Source organism: Streptomyces sp. Ag82_O1-12, assembly GCF_900182715.1.
Classification (GTDB): Bacteria; Actinomycetota; Actinomycetes; order Streptomycetales; family Streptomycetaceae; genus Streptomyces; species Streptomyces massasporeus.
Map to the genome: position 1 here is coordinate 984122 of NZ_FXUW01000001.1, position 19604 is coordinate 1003725.

Genomic DNA, 19604 nt, shown 5'->3' on the forward strand with positions numbered 1-19604 from the left:
CGGCCAGAGCGTGCGCGGTGGTGAGGGGCCCCGTCCGGGGCGCTGACGGTGCGGACCGGGTGGGTGCGGGGCGCGGGTGACCACGGACCGGGTGGGTGGCGGCGATGCCCGGAGCGCCGCGCTCTGCTGCGCCGTCCGCCGGGCCGGTACCGGCCTTCGGGGGAATTTCGGGCCGGTTCCGCTGTCCGACGGCCGGTGGGTGGTACGGGCATGAGGTGTCGACGCCCCCCGATCCACCCGTCTCGGTGCTGCCGGACCTGAACGACGTCGAGTCGCGCGTGCCGGGCGTATTGCGGACCGCGGCCGCGTACGCGTGGCGGCTCATCGCGGTCGGCATCGTCGTCCGGGTCGCGTTCTCCCTGCTCGGGCAGTTCCACCGGGTCGCCGTGGCCGTCTTCCTCGGCCTGGTCATCACGGCGGTGCTCCGTCCCGCGGCCGGTCTGCTGGCGCGGTTCATGCCCCGTCCGCTCGCGGTCGCCACCGCCCTCATCGGCGGCATCGTCCTCGTCCTCGGGGCGCTGGCCCTGGTGGGTGAGACCGTGGCGGATCAGCGGACCGGGCTGGAGAAGGAGTTCGTGGCGGGGATCGACCGGATCGAGCGCCGGCTGGAGGAACCGCCCTTCCGGCTGCCCGCGGACGCGTTCGACGATCTCCGGTCCCGGATCGGCAAGCTCCTGTCGAACCACCGCTCCACCCTCATCAGTACGGCGCTCAGCGGCGCGAGCAGGCTGGTCGAGGTGCTGACCGTGCTCGCCCTGGCCCTGTTCTGCGCGGTCTTCTTCACGCACTCCGGCGAGAAGCAGTGGCAGTGGCTGTGCGACCAGCTCCCCGAACGGGCCCGGCAGCGGGTCGCGGTCGGGGCGGGGGCGGCGTGGCGGACCTTCACCGGGTACACCCACGGCATCCTGCTGGTGGCGGCGACCAACGCGGTCCTCGTGGGCATCGCGCTGTTCGCCCTCGGGGTGCCGCTCGCCGTGCCGTTGGCCCTGCTGGAGTTCACGGCCGCGTTCATCCCCCTGATCGGCTCGCCCATCGCCCTGGCGGTGGCGGCGGTCGTCGCCCTGGCGTCGAAGGGACCGCTCATCGCCCTGGTGGTCGTCGCCCTGATCGTGGTCATCGGCCAGATCGAAGGCCACCTCCTGCACCCCATCGTGATGAGCTGGGCCGTCCGTCTGCACCCGGTGGTGGTCGCCCTGGCGGTGGTCGGCGGAGCGGTCGCGGCGGGGGTGATCGGCGCGGTGGTGGCCGTACCGCTGGTGGCGGTGGTGTGGTCCGTGTACCAGGCGCTGCGGGGACCTGCGGGCGAACCGGCCTGAACACCCCCTCCCGCGGTGCCGTTCCGGGTCGGCACCGCGGGAGGGGAGGCCGGATCAGGCGCCGCAGTACTGGCGCAGGTACGCGCCGGTCACGGAGGCCTCGGACTTCAGCAGTTCGCGCGGGGTGCCGGTGAAGACGATCTCGCCGCCGTGCTTGCCGCCGTCCGGGCCGAGGTCGACGACCCAGTCGGCCTGCCGGACGACGTCGAGGTTGTGCTCGATGACCACGACGGTATTGCCGCGGTCCACGAGCCGGTTCAGCAGGGCGACCAGGGTGTCGACGTCCGACATGTGCAGCCCGGTGGTGGGCTCGTCGAGGACGTGGACGGCCCCGGTGCGGTGCAGGTGTGCGACCAGCTTCAGCCGCTGCCGTTCACCGCCGGACAGGGTGCTCAGCGGCTGGCCCAGGGTGAGGTAGCCCAGGCCCACGTCCAGCAGCCCGGCCAGCTTGTCGTGCACCTCGCGCTCGTGGAAGAACGCCACGGCGTCCTCCGCGGACATCTCCAGCACGTCCGCGATGGACCGGCCGCGCAGGGTGTGCGCCAGCACCTCGTCCTTGAACCGCCTGCCCTCACAGGCCTCGCAGCGTGTCCGCACCGGATCCATGTAGGCGAGCTCGGTGACGATCTCACCACGGCCCTTGCACTCGTCGCAGGCGCCCGCCGAGTTGAAGCTGAACAGGGAGACCGGTGTCCTGGTCGCCTTGGCGAACAGCTTGCGGATCGCGTCCATCACGTCGAGGTGGCTGGCGGGTGTGGACCGGGAGGACGCCTTGATGGGCGACTGGTCCACGAACACGGCCTCGGGGTACGCGGCCATGAAGGCACCGGCCATCAGGGAGCTCTTGCCCGAGCCCGCCACGCCCGTGACCGCGGTGAGCGTGCCGGTGGGGATGCCCACGGAGACGTTCTTCAGGTTGTGCAGAGCGGCGTTCTCGACGCGCAGTTCACCGGCCGGCTCGCGCACCGGCTCCTTCACCCCGCCGATGGCGCGCAGTCCGGCACCCGTCGGGGTGTCGGCGTGCCGGAGGGACTCGAAGGGCCCTTCGAAGACGACCTCGCCGCCGTGCACACCGGCGCCCGGTCCCATGTCGACGACGTGGTCGGCGATGGCGATGACGTCCGGGTCGTGCTCGACGACCAGGATCGTGTTGCCCTTGTCGCGCAGCTCGCGCAGCATGTCGTTGAGCCGGCCCACGTCCCGCGGGTGCAGTCCGGTACTCGGCTCGTCGAACACATAGGTCATCCCGACGAGGCTGCTGCTGAGGTGGCGTACCGTCTTCAGGCGCTGCGCCTCACCGCCGGACAGGGACGTCGTCGCACGGTCCAGGGACAGATAGCCCAGGCCGACCGTCTCGATCCGCCGCAGTGCGCTGAGGACTCCCTCGGCGATCGCGCCTGCGACCGGGTCCTCGACGCCGCCGAGGACCTCGATCAGGTCGCTGACCTCCATGCGCGTCCAGTCGGCGATGCTGTGGGACCCGGCCCGGGCCTCGAGAGCCGTCGCGTTGAGGCGGGCCCCTTCGCAGGCCGTGCACACGCCCATGGTGATGAACCGTTCGATGTTGGCCCGTCCCCGCTCGCTCAGTGAGCTCAGGTCGCGCTTGAGGTTCGTGCGGGTGAAGCGCGCCACCACTCCTTCGTAGTTGAGGGTGGCCGTGCTGTTCGCGGTGCTCACCGTGACTTTGCCGCCGCTGCCGTACAGCAGCATCCGCCACTCGTCGTCCGTGTACTCGCTCAGGAGTTTGGCGGTGTCGAAGTGGCCCGAATTGGCGTACTGCTGCCAGTCCATGCTCCCCACCTTGTGGGTGGGGAGCTGGATGGCGCCCTCGTCGAGGGACTTGGAGCGGTCCAGCATGCGGTCCACGTCGACGCGGCGCGCCTGGCCGAGGCCGTCGCACTCGGCGCACATCCCCTGCGGGTCGTTGAACGAGTAGAGGGACGGCGGGTGGTAGGGGGTGGCCAGGCGGGAGAAGAGCACCCGGACGCTGGAGTAGATGTCGGTCATCGTGCCGACCGTGGACCGGGCGTTCCCGCCGACCGGCTTCTGGTCGACCACGACGGGCGAGGTCAGGTTGGCGATGACGTCCGCGTGCGGGCGCTGGTACTTGGGCAGCTGGTTGCGGATGAACCAGCTGAACGTGCCGTTCAGCTGCCGCTGCGCCTCCACCGCGATGGTGTCGAACACCATGGAGGACTTGCCCGAGCCGGACACACCAGTGAAGACGGTGATCTTGTTCTTGGGCAATCGTAAGGAGACGTCCTTGAGGTTGTTCTCGCGGGCGCCGACGATGACGATGTCGTCTTCTGTGTTTCGCATGCGACGGTGTACCGGAATGCCTTTCAGTTCAAGGGGACGGAGGGCCGGAAGGGGTTGAGGTCGGTGGGGCCGATGGCCCGGCGCCGCTCGGGGTCGGTCACCCCGAGCCCTTCGCGCGGCGCGAGGCACAGGACGCCCACCTTGCCGGTGTGACGATTGAGCTGGACCCTGCGGGCCGCCTCGCCGACCTCGTCGAGGGTGTGCACCTCGGACAGCACGGGGACGAGCTTGCCGAGGTCGAACAGCCGGTTGCACTCGGCCTGTTCCATGAGGTTGGCGGCGTGGCTGCCGACGACGCGCTTGGAGTGCATCCACAGGTAGCGGTTGTCGAACTCGTGCTGGTAGCCGGTGCTGGAGCCGCAGGTGACGACCGTGCCGCCGCGCCGCAGCACGAAGACGGAGAGTCCGAAGGTGGCCCGGCCGACGTAGTCGAAGACGACCGCCGGGTCCTCTCCGACGGCATCGCGGATGGCGCGTCCGAGTCGTTTGCCCTGGGCGATGATCTCGTCGCCCGTGCCACCGCCGCCCAGCCCGAGTTCCGTGCGGTCGAGGACCACGTCGCAGCCGAGGGCGCGCACCGCACGGGCCTTGTCGGGTGAGCCGACCACGGCGACGGGTATGCCGCCGGCCTGCTTGACCAACTGCACCGCGAAGGCGCCCAGTCCGCCGGCCGCGCCCCAGATCAGCACGACGTCGCCGAGCTTGATCCGGGCTCCCTTGTCGCTGATCAGCATGCGGTAGGAGGTGGCCGCGGTGAGCATCGAGCTCCCGGCCTCCTCCCAGGTGAGATGCCCCGGCTTCGGCAGCAGCTGGCTCGCCTTCACCACGGCGTAGTGGGCGAGGCCGCCGAAGTTGGTCTCGTAGCCCCAGATGCGCTGGGCCGATCCCAGCATGGCGTCACCGTGGGTCGCCGGTTCGTGGTCGTCGACCTGGACGCAGCTGACCACGACGTGGTCGCCGGCGCTCCACCGGGCGACGGCGGCGCCGGTGCGCACCACCACGCCCGCCGCGTCCGAGCCGACCACGTGGTACGGCAGGTCGTGGCGTGCCGCGAAACCGCCCTGCCGCCCGAGGCGGTCGAGGAAGGCGAAGGTGGGCAGCGGTTCGAACGTCGCCGACCAGACGGTGTTGTAGTTGACGGCGCTCGCCATCACGGCCACCAGCACCTCGTCCGGGGCCGGTTCGGGCAGGGGCACGTCGTCGACGCGCAGTGTCTTGCGTACGTCCTTGTCATCGACACCGGTGAAGATCCCGGTGTCCTCGGCCCGCAGGCAGGCTGCCCGGTAGCTCTTCGGCAGGGGGGTGTTCAGCAGATCGGCGGGCGGCGCGTCCGCCAGCACTGCCGCGCTCAGCTCGTCCACGGGGACCGCTCCTCTCGTCTCGCCGAAGCGCCGGCCGCGACCGGCGCGGTGGGGCGCCCGGGTGTCATGCCGCCGGTGCGCCGTCGCCGAGGTAGCGATGCCGTTCGACATACAGCTCGGAGCTGGACTCGGCCAGTTGCCGCAGCTCTTCCACGTGCTCGCGGAAGCCCGGCCGGGTGACCGCGGCCCGCAGGGCCGGGGCGTTCTCCCAGCGGGCGATGTTCACGTAGCGCTGGGGGTCGTCGACGTCCCGGGACAGGGTGTAGCCGAGGATGCCCGGCTGCACCGTCATGAACTCGGCGACGCGGGCGAACGCCTTCTCGAAGGCGTCCGGATCGCCGGAGACGGTGAACCTGTTGACGAACGTGACGCTTCCCGCGCTGTCGCCCGGAGCGGCCATGGTGGTCTCCTCTGTGGTGGGGATCGCTGAGGTCGAGACGGTGGTCAGTGTCGGGACGCGGTCTCGAGGTCCGGTCGAAGTCCGGCGGACAGCGCGTGCAGGCAGGCGACGAGGCTGCGGGCCTCGACGTTGAGGTAGTGGCTGTGGCACAGCAGTTCGGAGAGCTGCGCCATGGTCACCCAGCGGTAGCCGGGCCGCGGGGCGTCGTGGTCCTCGCCGGTCTCCACGACGAGGTACCGGTTGCGGGCCTGGAAGAACCGCCCTCCTTCCTCGGCGAGGACGGTGTCGAAGCGGATCTGCTCCGGCCGGGCGGACAGCACCTCGGTCAGGTACGGGGGCCGTGCGCCGTCCGGCAGCACGTCGTAGTTGGACGGTGTGCACTGCACGGTGGGCGCCAGTTCGGCGGTGTCGACGAACCCGGGCTGGGCCTTGGCCTGCACGAGCAGTTCCAGGACTCCCTCCCGTTGCCGTACGAGGAAGGCGCACACGCCCTGGTCGCACGGCTCGATCAGCGGCTGGGACCAGCTGCGGACCTCCCGTCCGGCCGCGGAGACGGTCACGCCCATCACGCTGAAGAAGGCGCCGTCCTCGTGCACGATCCTGCCGTCGGCGAGCCGCCACCGGTCCACGTCCCGCAGGGGGACGGGGAGGACGCGGTCCTCGCTCCCGGAGCGGATCCCGCTCAGCCAGCCGAGCAGTTCCCTGCTCTCCTGCCGGTCCGTGGCCCCCGGCTCGCAGGACCGGACGAGGGCGGCCGTGAAGGGGTCCGGCGCGGGCCCGCCGTTCAGGTCCGAGAGGCCGGCGGCGGCGAAGGGCAGGCAGGACAGCACGGTGCGCGCGTCCATGTTCACCAGATCGTCGACGGCCAGGAGCCGGTGCAGCTGGCCCAGGGTCAGCCAGCAGAAGCCGTCCAGCGCCTCGAGGGACTCGGTCACGAGCACCACCATGTTGCGGTTGCGCTTGCGGTAGAACCAGGCCCCCTGTTCGGACTGGCGGACGTCGGCCAGCACGTGGTGGCGGGACGTGTCGAGGAAGTGGTCGAGGTAGGGCACCCGGCTGCCGCCGTGCACCCGCGTGAAGTTGCTGCGGGTCGCCTGCACGGTCGGTGACAGCTGCAGCCCGCCGGGGTTGCCCGGCTCGTTCTTGGCCTGCATCAGGAAGTGCAGGACGCCGTCGAACTCCTTGGCGAGGATGCCGAGGACGCCCACTTCCGGCTGGTCGAGGATGGGCTGGCGCCACCGGCTGACCGGCGCGCCCGGGGTGTGCACCTCCAGCCCGGTCACGGCGTAGAACCGTCCCGATTCGTGGCGCAGGTCGCCGGTGGCCGGGTCGGTGCGCCAGCCGGCGAGCGCGTCCAGGGGTACCACCCCGACCTCCATCGCGAACCGCCGTCCGCAGTCGGTGAACCAATCGTGGAAGGCGTCCAGGTCCGCGAGGTGACCGGAGGTCGCCAGGGCGGACCGTGCGATCCGCAGGGACGGGGAGTCCCCGGGGGACTCCGGCCGGCGCGCGGCCGACGGGACGGTTGCGGTCAAGGCGGACTCCCGAAAGATGCCTGATGGCCTGACAGGTCGTCCGCCACGGTGGTCACGGCTGCTCGACGATGCCCACAGCGGTGGTCGAACTCGCGGCACGGGCCGGAAGGGGGCCGGGCGGGCGGGGGATCCCCGCCCGGCCCTGTCCGGGTGCGGTACCGGCCGGCCCAGGTGCCGTCGGTACCGGGCGGCGCGCTGTGTTCGCGCCGTGGTCAGCCGCCGAAGGCGGCCGCGTTCTCCCGCACCCACTGGGCGAAGGTGCGGGCCGGCTTGCCCGTGACCTTCTCCACCGTCGGCAGCACGGTGTAGCCGGCCTCCGGCGGGTTGGTGCGCATCATGATGAAGAACTCGATGTCCTCGTCCGAGTAGCCCTGTTCGCGCCACTGCGCGACGATCTCGTCCTGGGACAGCTCGACATAGCGCACCTCGCGGCCGAGGGCCTCGGCGATGATGCGGACCTTGTCCGAAGGGGTCAGCGCCTCTGGGCCGGTGAGCCAGTACTCCTGGCCCGCGTGGCCGTCCGCGGTCAGGGCGACCGCGGCGACCGCGGCGATGTCCGCCTCGTGCACCATGGCGCTCTTGGCCTCGGCGAACGCCTCGCGGACGACGCCCTCGGAGGCGATGGACTCGGCCCACTCCAGCGCGTTGGACATGAACTCCACCGGCGAGAGGTGGGTCCACTCCAGGCCGCTGGCCTCGACCGCCTCCTCCAGCGGGCTCTTCTCCACATCGCCCTTGAGCACCGTCACCCGCCGCACCCCGGCCTTGCGCGCCAGTTCGGCGATCTCCGCACCGTTGGTCAGCGGGGAGAAGTCCTCGCCGTTGAAGCTGATCAGGTGTGCGGCGGTCACTCCGTCGAAGGCCCGGGCCAGGCCGGCGGTGTCCGCCAGATTCCCGGCGACGGCCTCGGCGCCGGCCGGCAGATCGGCCTTGGCGGGATTGCGGGTAAGGGCGCGCACCTGGTGTCCCGAGGCGAGCAGCTGCTCCACGAGGGGACGTCCGACGTTGCCCGTGGCACCGGCTACGAGAATGGTCATGGGGGGTCTCCTTCCGTCTGGGAGCGACGTTAGGAGCATTCGCGGTCACCTATTGACCGCCATTGATGCCAAACTCTCGCCATGTTGGAAACCTCGGCGCGGCTGCTGCGTCTGCTCGGGCTGCTGCAGACACAACGTGACTGGTCAGGGCAGGAATTGTCGGACCGGCTGGGCGTCAGTGCGCGGACCATCCGGCGCGACGTGGACAAGCTGCGCGCGCTGGGCTACCCGATCAACGCCATCGGCGGTGTGGGCGGCGGGTACCAGCTGGGGGCCGGTGCCTCGCTGCCGCCGCTGCTGCTGGACGACGAGGAGGCGGTGGCCGTGGCGGTGGGGCTGCGTACGGCGGCGTCGGGCGCGGTCACGGGCATCGCGGAGACGTCCGTCAGGGCGCTGGCGAAGCTGGACCAGGTACTGCCGTCCCGGCTGCGCCACCAGATCAACACGCTCGGCGCGGCCATGGTCACCATGCCGACGCCGGGCCGCACGATCGACGCTTCGGCGCTGAGCGCGATCGCCTCGGCCGTGCGTGACCGCGAACGGCTCCGGTTCGACTACGTGTCCTACGACGGGGAACGCACGGTGCGTGACGTGGAGCCGTACCGGCTCGTCCACGACGCGCGGCGCTGGTACCTCTTCGCGTGGGACACCCAGCGGTCGGACTGGCGCAGGTTCCGGGTCGACCGGCTGGAGCTCAGGGTGCCGACCGGGCCCCGTTTCAGCCCGCGGCCGTTGCCGACCGAGGACCTGGTGAGCTATCTGTCGACGGGGCGCACCACCGCGCAGTACCGCTACCGGGCCGTGCTGACGATGCGCGGCTCGGCGACGGAGGTGGCCGACGAGGTGCCGACCACGCTGGGCACCGTGGAGCCCATCGACGACGAGTCGTGCGTGCTGCGCATCGGCTCGGACAGCCTGGACCATCTGGCGGTGTGGGTGGCCGCGTTCGGGTTCGACTTCGTGGTGCACGAACCGGAGGAGCTGGTGGAGCGGTTGCGGACGCTCACCGGGCGGCTGCAGCGGGCGGCCTGGCCGGAGAGCGACGAGTGGGCCGGACGCGTCCGCGATCCGGCGGCCGAGGGGCGGCCTGCGTGAGGGTCGTCCCCCACGCGGCCGCTCTCGGTCAGGCGCGGGCCGGCACCGCGGCGGTCGTCCGGGCACGCTCCGCCACCGCGCTCTCCGCCTCCCGCAGCGAGACGGCGGCCTTCTCGTGCTCGGCCGGGTCCTGGGAGGTGAACGGGGCGACGGTGTGGGAGGCGGTGATGATCTCCAGGTCGTAGCCGAGGACCTGACCCAGCACGGTCCGCAGGTAGGGCGCGCAGTGGTCCATCGCATGGTCCGGCGAGGCGGGTCCGTAGTCGCCGCCGTACGCCAGGACGACCGTGGCCGGCCGGCCCGCGAGCGGGTTCATGGACGGGTCGAAGGGCAGGGTGCGGCCCATCAGCAGGGACTGGTCCAGCCACGCCTTGAGGTGGGAGGGGATGGTCCAGTTGTGCATGGGCGCGCTGATCAGCAGCGCGTCCGCGGACAGCACCTCCTCGACGAGTTCGTCGTGCAGCGCGGCGGCGGTGCGCTGGGCGTCGGTCTCGGGGGCGTTGAGAAGGGTGTGGACCCCGTCGGCGTCCAGGTGCGGAAGCGGGGTCGCCACCAGGTCCCGGTGGGTGATGTCGCCGTCGGGCAGTTCCTTGGCCCAGGTCTCCCGGAAGACGCCGGCGAGGCGGCGCGAGACGGAGTAGGGCGAGGGCGAGGAGTCGATGTGCAGCAGGCGGGCCACAGGCCACCTCTCATGAGGATCGGTGAGCGCCCGGGTCCGGCGCTCGGCTGGACGCATGTTCCGGTGCCGCGCTCGAACCCGGTCGGAGTGCTGCTTGCGCCCCGTTCGCCTCACTCACGGACGCCGGTGAACAGCCCGCGGCCGGACAGCACCCCCGGCACGTACTCGGGCCGCAGGCCGGCCTGCCGGAAGGCGTTCTCGTACTGGTCGCGGGTGAAGAGCATCGCCCGGTGGACCTCGGTGACGTACCGGACACCGCCGTCGGGCGAGGCGATCAGGTAGTGGACGCTCATCCGGGAGGCGTCGCCGTCCCGGACGGTGTGCGCGACGCGGGCGATGGTGGTGCCGTCCGCGTCGATGACGTCGCTGGAGACCCAGCGGTCGACGTAGGTCTCGGGGAACCACCACGGTTCGACGGCCACCACTCCCCCGGGCACGACGTGCCGGGCGAAGCACCGCAGCGATTGGTGCAGTTCGTCCTCGGAGCCGACGTAGCCGATGGAGGCGAACAGGCAGGTGACGGCGTCGAAGGTGCGGCCGAGGTCGAAGGAGCGCATGTCGCCGGTGTGCAGCGGGACATCGGGCAGGTCGGCACGGGCGATCTCCAGCATGGGCTCCGAGAGGTCGATGCCCTCGGCGTTGCCGATGAGTTCGGTGAACGCCCCGAGGTGCCCGCCCGTGCCGCAGGCGACGTCCAGCACGCTGGAGGCACCGGGCAGCCGCTCGCGGATCTGCTCGGCGACGAGTTCCGCCTCAGCGGCGTAGTCCTTGCCCCGTGCGGTGTGTTGGGCGTGGTAGATCTTGGCCGAGTCGGCGCCGTACATGCTGCCTCCGTTGCCGGGCGGTGAATGTCCTTCTGACTCCCGGCAGACTCCCCGCTCCGCATCGAGCGCCGCTGGAACCCGGCCGGGGCTTGAGCGAGTCGCGATCGAGACGGTCCACGATGCCCTCGGCACGCCGTCGTCCCTCGGTGGGGCAGGACCGCACGGGCACCGACCGGCGACGGCACAGGCAGCGGAAGGAAGGACACCATGTCCGCGAACGGCAGGGTCGTCGTCCTGGGCGGTACGGGTTTCCTCGGGCGGCATGTGTGCGCCGCCCTCGACGAGCGGGGCGTCGAGGTCGTGTCCGTGGCTCGCGGAGCACCGGCCGATCTCCCGCCCTGGCGCTTCCTCGCCCTCGATCTGGTCACCCGGCCCGCGCGCGAACTGGCCCGTGAGCTGGGCGAGACGGGGGCCGGGGTCGTGGTCAACGCCGTCGGAAGCATCTGGGGGCGGCGGGACGACCAGATGTGGGAGGCCGCCGCGGTCCCGACGCTGCGACTGCTGGACGCCCTGGAGACGCTGCCCGTGCGTCCGCGACTGGTCCACCTCGGTTCGGTGCTCGAGTACGGCCGGATGCGGGAGGGCAGTTCCACGACCGCGGTCGCCGAGACCCGGCCGACCAGCGCGTACGGCCGGGCGAAACTCGCCGCGACCCGGGCCGTGCTGGACCGGTTCCACACCGGGGAGCTGACCGGGATGGTGCTGCGGATCAGCAACATCGCCGGGCCGGGCAGCCCGGACGTGAGCCTGCTCGGGCAGGTCGCGGGGCAGCTTCTACAGGCCCGGGGCGGCCCCGCGGTGATCCGGCTCGACCCGCTGCTGGCGCACCGCGACTACGTGGACGTGCGCGATGTCGCCGAGGCCGTGGTGGCCGCCGCGATGTCGCCGTGTTCCGGGGAGCTGATCGACATCGGCAGTGGCGAGAGCACCTCCGTGCGGTCGCTGGTCGACCTGCTGATCCAGCGCAGCGGGCTGCCCGCCGTCGTGGAGGAGCACAGCGGGACCGGGAGACAGCACTCCACCGAGACCTGGTCGCGCGTGGACACCGGTCCCGCGTGGCGGTCGCTCGGCTGGCGGCCGCGCAGGCCGCTCACCGACGCGGTGGAGGCCTATTGGCGTGAGTTCACCGAGCGACAAGACGTCGCGACGCGAAAAGGAGAGCCGTCGGCATGACGACCTATGTGTGGGACTACCTGCCGGAGTACGAGGCGGAGCGCGAGGACCTGCTGGACGCCGTCGAGACCGTGTTCCGCTCCGGCAGGCTGGTGCTCGGGCCGAGCGTGGCGGGTTTCGAGGAGGAGTTCGCCGCCTACCACGGCAGCGCCCACTGCACCGGCGTGGACAACGGCACCAACGCGGTCAAACTCGGTCTGCAGGCACTGGGCGTGGGCCCCGGCGACGAGGTGATCACCGTGTCGAACACGGCGGCACCGACGGTGGTGGCCATCGACGGGGCCGGGGCGACGCCGGTCTTCGTCGACATCCGCGAGGACGACTTCCTGATGGACACGGACCAGGTCGCCGCGGCCGTCACCCCGCGCACCAAGGCCCTGCTTCCCGTGCACCTGTACGGGCAGTGCGTCGACATGGCGCCGCTGCGCGCGATAGCCGAGCGGCACCGGTTGGTGATCCTGGAGGACTGCGCACAGGCGCACGGTGCCCGGCACCACGGCGAACGCGCCGGCGCGATGGGGGACGCGGCCGCGTTCTCCTTCTACCCCACCAAGGTGCTCGGCGCGTACGGCGACGGCGGGGCGGTGCTCACCTCCGACCCGGACGTCGACGCGGCGCTGCGGCGGCTGCGCTACTACGGCATGGAGAAGACCTACTACGTGGTGCAGACGCCCGGGCACAACAGTCGGCTGGACGAGGTGCAGGCCGAGATTTTGCGCCGCAAGCTGCGCCGGCTGGACGCCTATGTCGCGGGCCGCCTGGCGGTGGCCGACCGGTATCGCGAGGGGCTGGGCGACCTCGCCGAACACGGGCTGCTGCTGCCGTCGGTGACCGAGGGGAACGACCATGTCTACTACGTCTACGTGGTGCGCCACCCCCGCCGTGACGCGATCATCGAGCACGTCAAGCGTCACGACATCGCCCTGAACATCAGCTATCCGTGGCCGGTTCACACCAACGAAGGTTTCCGGCACCTCGGTTACCAGCGCGGTTCGCTGCCCGTGACCGAGCGGCTCGCCGACGAGATCTTCTCGCTGCCGATGTATCCGTCGCTGCCGGCCGGTCTGCAGGACAAGGTGATCTCGGCCGTGCGGGAGGCCGTGCTCAGCGTCTGACCGCTCGCGGCGGCCGCGGACGACACGATGGTGCCCACCCCCTCGCAGGGGGTGGGCACCATCGATGGTTCAGGGGTGCCGCCGGAGGCGTCTCAGACCAGGGCCTCGATCGCCTTGACGACCTCGGCGGGAGCCGGCAGCCCGGCGATCTCGTCGGCGAGATCGCGGGCGCGACGCCGGTAGGAGGTGTCGGACAGCATCTTCGAGATGTCCGCGGCCACTTCCTCGGGCGGCTCCTGGTGCGAGGCCAGCGTGTGCGTGGCGCCGTACTCGTCGACCCGTCGCAGCGGAATCGCCGAGGCCAGGATCTCGGGGAGGACGAGCTGCGGCACCCCGGCGCTCAGCAGCGTCATCACGGTGACGCCGCCGCCGTGGTGGACGGCGAGGTCGAGGGTGGGTGCGATCACGTCCAGGGGGACGAATCCGGCCTTGATCTCCGGGTAGGCCTCCCGGATCTGCCCGGCAAGCGGCTCGCCCGTGGCCACGACGACCTCGATGTCACCGGCGTTCAGGAGCGGGTTGTCGAGCAACGGCCGGAAGAAGTCCATGCCGAGCGCGGGAATGAAGGCACTGCGCGAACCGGAGGTGATGAGCACGCGGGGGCGGTCGCCCTTGGTGTACATCCAGGGCTCGAGCGGTATCTGCGGGTTGCCCGCGGTCCAGCGCATGGCCTGGGCGGGTTCGGCGTGGTCGGGTCGCACGCTGGGCGGGGTGATGTCGACGAAGAGGGCCGCGTCGGGGATCGTGTCGAGGCCGAACTGTGCGAGTTCGGGGCGGAGTTCGTCCGTGGCGCCCTGCCAGTCGACCTCGGTGCGGTCGTAGATGGCCCAGGTGTGACGGACGAGGGGAATGCCCAGTTTGTGGGCGACGAGCGGACCGGCCAGGTTGTACTCGCCGCCGATCACCACGTCCGGGCGCCATGCCTCGGCGAGTTCGAGGGTACCCGCGAGACCGGCCGCGGACAGCCGGGCGAAGCCGCGTCCTCCGAAGTCCATCTCGTCGGCCTCGCCCGTGGGCATGGGCAGCCAGTTGCCTTCCCGGTCCTTGAGCATGGCATCGGCCATGCCCAGGGCGGTCACGCCGCGGGCGGGCAGACCGAGACCGGTGATGAGGTCGAGGTTCTCCTCGGGCGCGGCCACGATGACCTCGTGGCCGGCCGTGCGGGCCGCGGAGGCGAGCGGCACGCTGGCGTGCACGGGCGCGGCACCTCCCCCGGCGACGAACAGGAATCGCATGCTTCTCCTTCGGATCGTCCGGGGGCCGCCGGCCACGGCGGTTGCCGTGGCCGGCGGCCCGCCGTTCACTGGCTCACGGCCTTCTTGTAGCGCTGGACGGCCAGCGGCACGAAGATCGCGAGAATCAGCGCCACCCACAGGAACGAGGCGAGGACCGGGTTCTGCAGGGGCCACACTTCGGGTTCGGGCCGGCCGGCCGGGATGTTCCCGAACAGTTGCCGGCACGCCTCGACCACGGCCGAGACGGGGTTCCAGTCCGCGACCACCCGCAGGACACTGGGCAGTCCCTCGCTCGGCACGAACGAGTTGGAGATGAAGGTGAGCGGCAGCAACACCATGAGCATGGCGTTGCCGAGCACCTCGGGCGACTTCGCCGTCAGGCCGATGGCCGCGGTGATCCACGAGGCGGCGTAGGCGAAGAGGAACAGCAGCAGGAAGGCGATCGCCGCGTCGACGACACCGCCCCGGATCCGCCATCCCATCAACAGGCCGGTGAGCGACATCAGCACGATGACCAGCAGGTTGTTGACCGCGTCGCCGTTGGTCCGGCCGACCAGCACCGCCGACTGCGAGATGGGCAGCGAGCGGAAGCGGTCGATCAGTCCCAGCTTCATGTCGTGGGCGATGCCGACGCCGGTGTTCGTCGCGGTCAGCAGCATCGTCTGGGTGAGGATGCCGATGACCATGAACTCGCGGTAGTTGGAGCCGTACACGTCGATCGCGCTGCCGAAGACGAAGCCGAAGAGCAGGGCGAAGGCGATCGGCGCGGCGCTGGCGAAGACGACGATGTCGGGGTTGCGCAGGTTCTTGATGACGTTGCGCTTGGTAAGGGTGACGCCGTCCTCGACGGCCTGGCTGAGGGCGCTCACTTCACTTCCTCCTTCGCCCGGTCCGCGGCCTGTTCGCCGGCCGGCGGACGTTCGGTGAGGGCGAGGAAGACCTCGTCCATGCTGGGCCTGCGCAGCGTGGTGCCCACCAGGCGCACCTGTGAACGGTCCAGCAGCCGCACGCTGTTCACGAGGGCCTCCGGTCCGTCGGCGACGGGCACGATGACCCGGTTGTTCTCCTCGTCGACGGACGTCTCGCCGCCCTGGGCGATGTCGCGCAGCAGGGTGCCGGCCTCGGCCGCATCCGAGGCGCTGCCCACGGTGATCTCCAGGCGCTCCCCGCCCACCCGGTCCTTCAGCTCGTCGGGGGTGCCCTCGGCGATGACCCTGCCCTGGTCCATCACGGTGATCCGGTCGGCCAGTTGGTCGGCCTCCTCCAGGTACTGGGTGGTGAGCAGCAGCGTGCTGCCGCCGCGCACCAGTTCCGAGATGACGTCCCACATGGCCATCCGGCTGCGTACGTCCAGTCCGGTCGTGGGTTCGTCGAGGAACAGCACCTGAGGTTTGGAGACCACCGCGCAGGCGAGGTCGACCCGGCGGCGCATACCGCCCGAGTAACCCTTCACCGGCCGGTCGGCGTCCTTGGTCAGGCCGAACCGCTCCAGCAGTTCGTCGGCCCGCTGCCTGCTCGCCGTGGCGCCCAGGTGGTACAGCCTGGCCACCATCCGCAGGTTCTCCCGGGCGGTCAGGTCCTCGTCCACGGCGGCGTACTGTCCGGACAGGCCGATCAGCCGGCGCAGTTCGGGCGCTTTGGTCAGCACGTCGAGGCCGGCCACCGTGGCCCGGCCCGCGTCCGGCCTGAGCAGGGTCGACAGCACTCGCACCGTCGTGGTCTTGCCCGAGCCGTTGGGGCCCAGCAGCCCGTGGACCGTGCCCTCCCGCACTGTCAGATCGAATCCGTCCAGTGCCGTGTTGGGGCCGAAACTCCGCCTCAGCCCCTCGGCAACGATCGCGTTCGTCATTGCTCCTCCCTCACCCGCGTGGCGCGAGCTCGCATTGGTGCCCCGACGGCTCCGCCAAGGCGCTCACACCGTAGGACCGATCGCGGACAGCTTTTGTCCGCCGTCGCCGGGTGCCACGGGAAACCATTGTCTTCCGCGGGATCGAGCGGTTCACATTCTTGGCCGAGCGCACTGGACAGCGAGTCGAATAACGCCGGATCCACGAGCGGCTGGGGCGGCTTCCGCGGTTAAGTCACCGGTCGATCATGCCCAGAGGGGGATTTCGACCGAGGCAAAAGGAAGGTAATGCAAAGATCAAGCAGAAATCCCTGTTCCGGCGCCTCCGTGGGCGATCGAAACCGCAAAGACATCCGGCGCCCCCGGGTGAAAGCACGTGCCGGGCTCCTCCGCAGGCGAGGGGAACCGGCCACGGTTCGGCGGGGGAAAGCGCCTGCTGCGGGCCGGGCACGCGGGCGGTGCCGCCCGGTCGAGGCGCAATCCAGGCAGTCCATAGCGCGGGGCCGCACCGTGTCGGCACCGCGTCACGGGAGGCGCGGGGCCGCTCACCGCCCCGCCGTCCGTGACCGGTTCCGTCCACCCCTTGCCGCACCAACGGTCCGTCACGGACCGGGAAACGGATGACTGACGATGAGCCGGAGACTCGGCGCCCTCACCCTCGTGGGCGCGCTCGCCCTCGTGCCTCTTCTCCCCTCGGCCGCGGGAGCCGCCGAGACTCCGGCGGCTCCGCCCGTCGGCGCCGTAGCGCGGCTCAAGGCCGCTCCCGTCGGCGTGTGGAACGGCATCGTGACCTTCCCGACCGGGCAGGTCGAGGCGCGGATGTCGCTCCGGCCGAACGGCACGCTGTGCCTGATCGCCCCACCCCCCGGGCCCGACGGGGGCATCGAGGGGCGGGGGATCTGGCACAGCACCGGCCGCAACACCTTCACCTTTACAGTGAAGGAACGGTTCTTCGACGGCGCGGGGACCACCACGGGCTATCTCACTGCCACCCACCGGGCCACCCAGCACGGTGACCGCTTCACGACGGTGGGCGAGGGGGCGTTCCTCGACGCGGCCGGACACGAGCAGGACTCGTTCTCCGTCACGTCCCAGATGCGCCGCGAGAGCCGTACCGACGCCTGCTGAACCCGTCCGGCCTGAATCGCTCAGGCCGCCGCGGGCCGGTCCCGGAGCAGCGTCCGGGACCGGGTACGCAGCCGGCCGTCCACGCGGACCAGGACGTCCGTGACGGCGTAGGTCGACTCGAACCTGACCTGGCCCTCCTTGTCCGTGAGCGTCACGAGGGAGCCGTAGGCCACCGTCAGGGAGCCGTCCCCGGCCTGCTCCATCCGGTAGTTGTCGTTCCAGTGCCGGACCACGACCTCCCGGTAGCGGGGCAGGGCCGCGCGGGCGTGCTCGAGCAGGGCTCCCCTGCCCTCCAGCTTCTGCCCGCGGTGCACATGGTGCGTGACGCCGTCCTCGGTGAACGTGTCGGCGTATCCGTCGAGGTCCAGCGAGTCCAGCAAGGCCATCTGCCCCGCGTAGAAGCGCAGCACCTCCACGTAGAGCTCGGTGCTCACCGCTGCCATCCGTTGCCCCCCATCCTGGTCATCAGGTGTCCCGTCCCCGCCGGTTCGCCGATGGGAACGCCGCTCGTCTCCTCGTCACGGCCCGCTCCGGGCACCACCGCGGCCGGAACGGCCTCGGCTCGCATCCGCCGCACCGGCGGCGGCGCCTCCAGGTCCAGTTCGGAGCGCAGAACCGCCCGTTGCAGTTTCTGCAGCCGGACCGACGGCTCCACGCCCAGCTCCCGGTTCAGGGTCTGGCGCAGGTTGCGGAACACTTCCAGTGCCTGCGACTGCCGCCCGGCCCGGTAGAGCGAAACCATGTGGTGGGCGCAGAGGTTCTCGTGCATCGGGTGCTTGGCGGTCAGCACGGTGAGTTCGCTGAGCACGGCGTTGTGCCGGCCGAGCCGTATCTCCGCGCCGATCCGGTTGTCCAGAGCGATGAGCCTGCTCTCCTCGAGCCTGGCCACCTCGATGCTCAGTGGCATGCCCACGCGCACATCGGCGAGCGCGTGCCCCTGCCACTGGTCCAGCGCCCGGCCCAGGTGACGCGAGGCGGCCTCGTAGTCGCCGCGCTCGATGGCCTGGTTGCCGGCGTCCACCAGCTGTTCGTAGACCCACACGTCCACATCCTCGGCCGCGACGTCGAGCAGATAGCCGTCGAAGCGGGTGACCAGGACATCCTTGGCGCGGGTCGGCGCTCCCGCCGGCAGGGCCGAGTCGATCAGCCTGCGCAGCTGGAGTATGTAGGTCTGCAGTGTGGTCCGGACACTCATCGGCGGGCGGTCACCCCAGAGTTCCTCGATGAGGGCGGGCACCGAGACAATGCGTCCGGCACTCAGAGCCAGCATGGCCAGAACCTGACGAGGCTTCGCGGCGGTCGGTGTCACCGATCGGCCGTTTAAGGTAGCGTTCAGCTCTCCCAGAAGACGTATGCTCACGAATTCCCCCAGTAAAGTGCAGCTCCACGGATGGTCAGACCGCGGGACGGTGCCGAGCACTTGCACGTTTGGCCACGTCCTGGCTCAAGGCGCTGTATGTGGTGGATCAGGCAACCCCCCGTCATTACCTGCGTCAGCGACGACCGTCAGCCTATGTACGCCCTGTCAGCCGGTCAACCAATCGACCTGGGCGGGCAATGCGTCACCGACGATCGGATTCCTTCCTAAAACCGTCCTGGAATATTCATCAGCCAACTCGAATCTGACTCGATCGGCGTGTCACCCAGGGCCCTGCTTGACATGCGCAGAACAACATTCGGGCCCGCATCCGGCTGGTCCGGGTGCGGGCCCCACGCCGTTCGTATACGCGCTCAGTAGTTCCCGAGCCCCCCGCAGACATTGAGCGCCTGCGCGGTGATCGACGCGGCGGAGTCCGTCACCAGATAGCCGACCAGCCCCGCCACCTCCTCCGGGGTCGCGTAACGGCCCAGCGGGATCTTGGCGTTGAACCGGTCGAGGACCTCCTGCTCCGTGATGCCCCAGTGGGCCGCGTAACCCTGCCGTACCCGGACCGCCATGGGCGTCTCCACGTAGCCGGGACACACCGCGTTCACCGTGATGCCGCGCTGGGCCAGTTCGAAGCCCACGGACTTGGTGAAGCCGACGACACCGTGCTTGGACGCCGTGTACGGAGCCGCGTACATGACGCCCTGCTTGCCGGCCGTCGAGGCGATGTTGACGATGCGTCCCCACCCCGCCTCCAGCATGCCACCGGCCCGCAGCACCTCCTTGGTCACCCGGAACACGCTGGTCAGGTTGGTTTCCAGGACGTCCAGCCAGAGGTCCTCCGCCAGATCGGCGATCTCCCCGCCACCGCCGCGGCCGGCGTTGTTGACGAGGATGTCGATCCGGCCGAAGCGCTCGGTCGCTGCCGCCACCGCGGCACTGATCTGTTCACCGGAGGTGACGTCGCAGGAGGTGCCGTCCGCCGTGCAGCCGGCGTCGCGCAGTTCCTCCACGACTTCGGCGACCTTCTTGCCCTCGCGTGCGCAGCCGAAGACGGCGACGCCCTGGCGGGCCAGCGTACGGGCCGTGGCGAGCCCGATCCCGCTGCTGACGCCCGTGATGAAGGCGGTTCGCGCACTGGTCATGTTGTCTCTCCTTCTCGTCGGCACGTCGGC

At 70.7% G+C, this 19604-nt stretch carries 18 protein-coding genes; 5 read left to right on the forward strand and 13 right to left on the reverse strand.

Features of this window, described 5'->3' with window-relative positions; translation table 11 throughout:
- Window positions 1–215 precede the first annotated feature (215 nt).
- On the forward strand, window positions 216–1316 hold the full coding sequence (locus tag QOL88_RS04525) for an AI-2E family transporter (RefSeq protein WP_257027496.1): 1101 nt from the start codon (window positions 216–218) through the stop codon (window positions 1314–1316).
- Window positions 1317–1370: 54 nt separating this feature from the next.
- Here QOL88_RS04525 and QOL88_RS04530 read toward each other — a convergent pair whose 3' ends face one another.
- The 5 genes from QOL88_RS04530 to QOL88_RS04550 form a co-directional block, all read right to left on the reverse strand.
- A complete protein-coding gene (locus QOL88_RS04530) occupies window positions 1371–3635 on the reverse strand; it encodes an ATP-binding cassette domain-containing protein (protein ID WP_097215194.1) in 2265 nt (754 codons plus the stop codon).
- 23 nt (window positions 3636–3658) lie between these two features.
- The gene (ccrA, locus tag QOL88_RS04535; protein ID WP_097215195.1) at window positions 3659–4996 is read right to left on the reverse strand and encodes a crotonyl-CoA carboxylase/reductase; all 1338 of its coding nucleotides are present in this window, start codon (window positions 4994–4996) and stop codon (window positions 3659–3661) included.
- Window positions 4997–5060: 64 nt separating this feature from the next.
- Window positions 5061–5396, reverse strand: coding sequence for an antibiotic biosynthesis monooxygenase family protein (locus QOL88_RS04540; RefSeq protein WP_037818769.1), 336 nt, complete (start codon window positions 5394–5396; stop codon window positions 5061–5063).
- A 44-nt stretch (window positions 5397–5440) separates the two neighbouring features.
- Window positions 5441–6931, reverse strand: a complete 1491-nt coding sequence (locus QOL88_RS04545) for an NDP-hexose 2,3-dehydratase family protein (RefSeq protein WP_097215196.1) — start codon at window positions 6929–6931, stop codon at window positions 5441–5443.
- Window positions 6932–7143: 212 nt separating this feature from the next.
- Window positions 7144–7968: an SDR family oxidoreductase gene (locus QOL88_RS04550; RefSeq protein WP_097215197.1), complete on the reverse strand. Its 825-nt coding sequence runs from the start codon at window positions 7966–7968 to the stop codon at window positions 7144–7146.
- 81 nt (window positions 7969–8049) lie between these two features.
- Between QOL88_RS04550 and QOL88_RS04555 the strand changes: the two genes are divergently transcribed.
- The gene (locus QOL88_RS04555) at window positions 8050–9063 is read left to right on the forward strand and encodes a helix-turn-helix transcriptional regulator (RefSeq protein ID WP_051853315.1); all 1014 of its coding nucleotides are present in this window, start codon (window positions 8050–8052) and stop codon (window positions 9061–9063) included.
- A gap of 28 nt (window positions 9064–9091) precedes the next feature.
- Here the strand turns inward: QOL88_RS04555 and QOL88_RS04560 are convergent, their stop codons facing one another.
- Together QOL88_RS04560 and QOL88_RS04565 are read right to left on the reverse strand one after the other, a co-directional pair.
- Window positions 9092–9742, reverse strand: coding sequence for an FMN-dependent NADH-azoreductase (locus tag QOL88_RS04560; protein WP_179878769.1), 651 nt, complete (start codon window positions 9740–9742; stop codon window positions 9092–9094).
- Window positions 9743–9852: 110 nt separating this feature from the next.
- The gene (locus QOL88_RS04565) at window positions 9853–10566 is read right to left on the reverse strand and encodes a class I SAM-dependent DNA methyltransferase (RefSeq protein ID WP_097215199.1); all 714 of its coding nucleotides are present in this window, start codon (window positions 10564–10566) and stop codon (window positions 9853–9855) included.
- Window positions 10567–10773: 207 nt separating this feature from the next.
- Here QOL88_RS04565 and QOL88_RS04570 point away from each other — a divergent pair, with 207 nt between their 5' ends.
- Window positions 10774–11739, forward strand: coding sequence for an NAD-dependent epimerase/dehydratase family protein (locus tag QOL88_RS04570; protein ID WP_097215200.1), 966 nt, complete (start codon window positions 10774–10776; stop codon window positions 11737–11739).
- Window positions 11736–12854 carry a DegT/DnrJ/EryC1/StrS family aminotransferase gene (locus QOL88_RS04575; RefSeq protein ID WP_097215201.1) on the forward strand — a complete coding sequence of 373 codons (1119 nt, stop codon included), beginning with the start codon at window positions 11736–11738 and terminating at the stop codon, window positions 12852–12854. Before QOL88_RS04570 ends, QOL88_RS04575 begins: the two co-directional genes overlap by 4 nt.
- Before the next feature lie 92 nt (window positions 12855–12946).
- Here the strand turns inward: QOL88_RS04575 and QOL88_RS04580 are convergent, their stop codons facing one another.
- The 3 genes from QOL88_RS04580 to QOL88_RS04590 form a co-directional block, all read right to left on the reverse strand.
- Window positions 12947–14089: a glycosyltransferase gene (locus QOL88_RS04580; protein ID WP_097215202.1), complete on the reverse strand. Its 1143-nt coding sequence runs from the start codon at window positions 14087–14089 to the stop codon at window positions 12947–12949.
- Window positions 14090–14154: 65 nt separating this feature from the next.
- A complete protein-coding gene (locus QOL88_RS04585; protein WP_031103238.1) occupies window positions 14155–14958 on the reverse strand; it encodes an ABC transporter permease in 804 nt (267 codons plus the stop codon).
- A complete protein-coding gene (locus QOL88_RS04590) occupies window positions 14955–15938 on the reverse strand; it encodes a daunorubicin resistance protein DrrA family ABC transporter ATP-binding protein (RefSeq protein ID WP_031103237.1) in 984 nt (327 codons plus the stop codon). The genes QOL88_RS04585 and QOL88_RS04590 overlap by 4 nt, the downstream gene beginning before the upstream one ends.
- 627 nt (window positions 15939–16565) lie before the next feature.
- Between QOL88_RS04590 and QOL88_RS04595 the strand changes: the two genes are divergently transcribed.
- The gene (locus QOL88_RS04595; protein WP_097215203.1) at window positions 16566–17063 is read left to right on the forward strand and encodes a hypothetical protein; all 498 of its coding nucleotides are present in this window, start codon (window positions 16566–16568) and stop codon (window positions 17061–17063) included.
- A 20-nt stretch (window positions 17064–17083) separates the two neighbouring features.
- Here the strand turns inward: QOL88_RS04595 and QOL88_RS04600 are convergent, their stop codons facing one another.
- The 3 genes from QOL88_RS04600 to QOL88_RS04610 all read right to left on the reverse strand — a co-directional run bounded on the left by QOL88_RS04600 (window position 17084) and on the right by QOL88_RS04610 (window position 19574).
- Complete coding sequence (locus tag QOL88_RS04600; RefSeq protein ID WP_218892911.1) at window positions 17084–17497, reverse strand: nuclear transport factor 2 family protein; 414 nt, start codon at window positions 17495–17497, stop codon at window positions 17084–17086.
- Window positions 17494–18423: an AfsR/SARP family transcriptional regulator gene (locus QOL88_RS04605; RefSeq protein WP_097215205.1), complete on the reverse strand. Its 930-nt coding sequence runs from the start codon at window positions 18421–18423 to the stop codon at window positions 17494–17496. Before QOL88_RS04605 ends, QOL88_RS04600 begins: the two co-directional genes overlap by 4 nt.
- Window positions 18424–18794: 371 nt before the next feature.
- Window positions 18795–19574: an SDR family NAD(P)-dependent oxidoreductase gene (locus QOL88_RS04610; protein WP_097215206.1), complete on the reverse strand. Its 780-nt coding sequence runs from the start codon at window positions 19572–19574 to the stop codon at window positions 18795–18797.
- Between the last annotated feature and the right edge of the window lie 30 nt (window positions 19575–19604).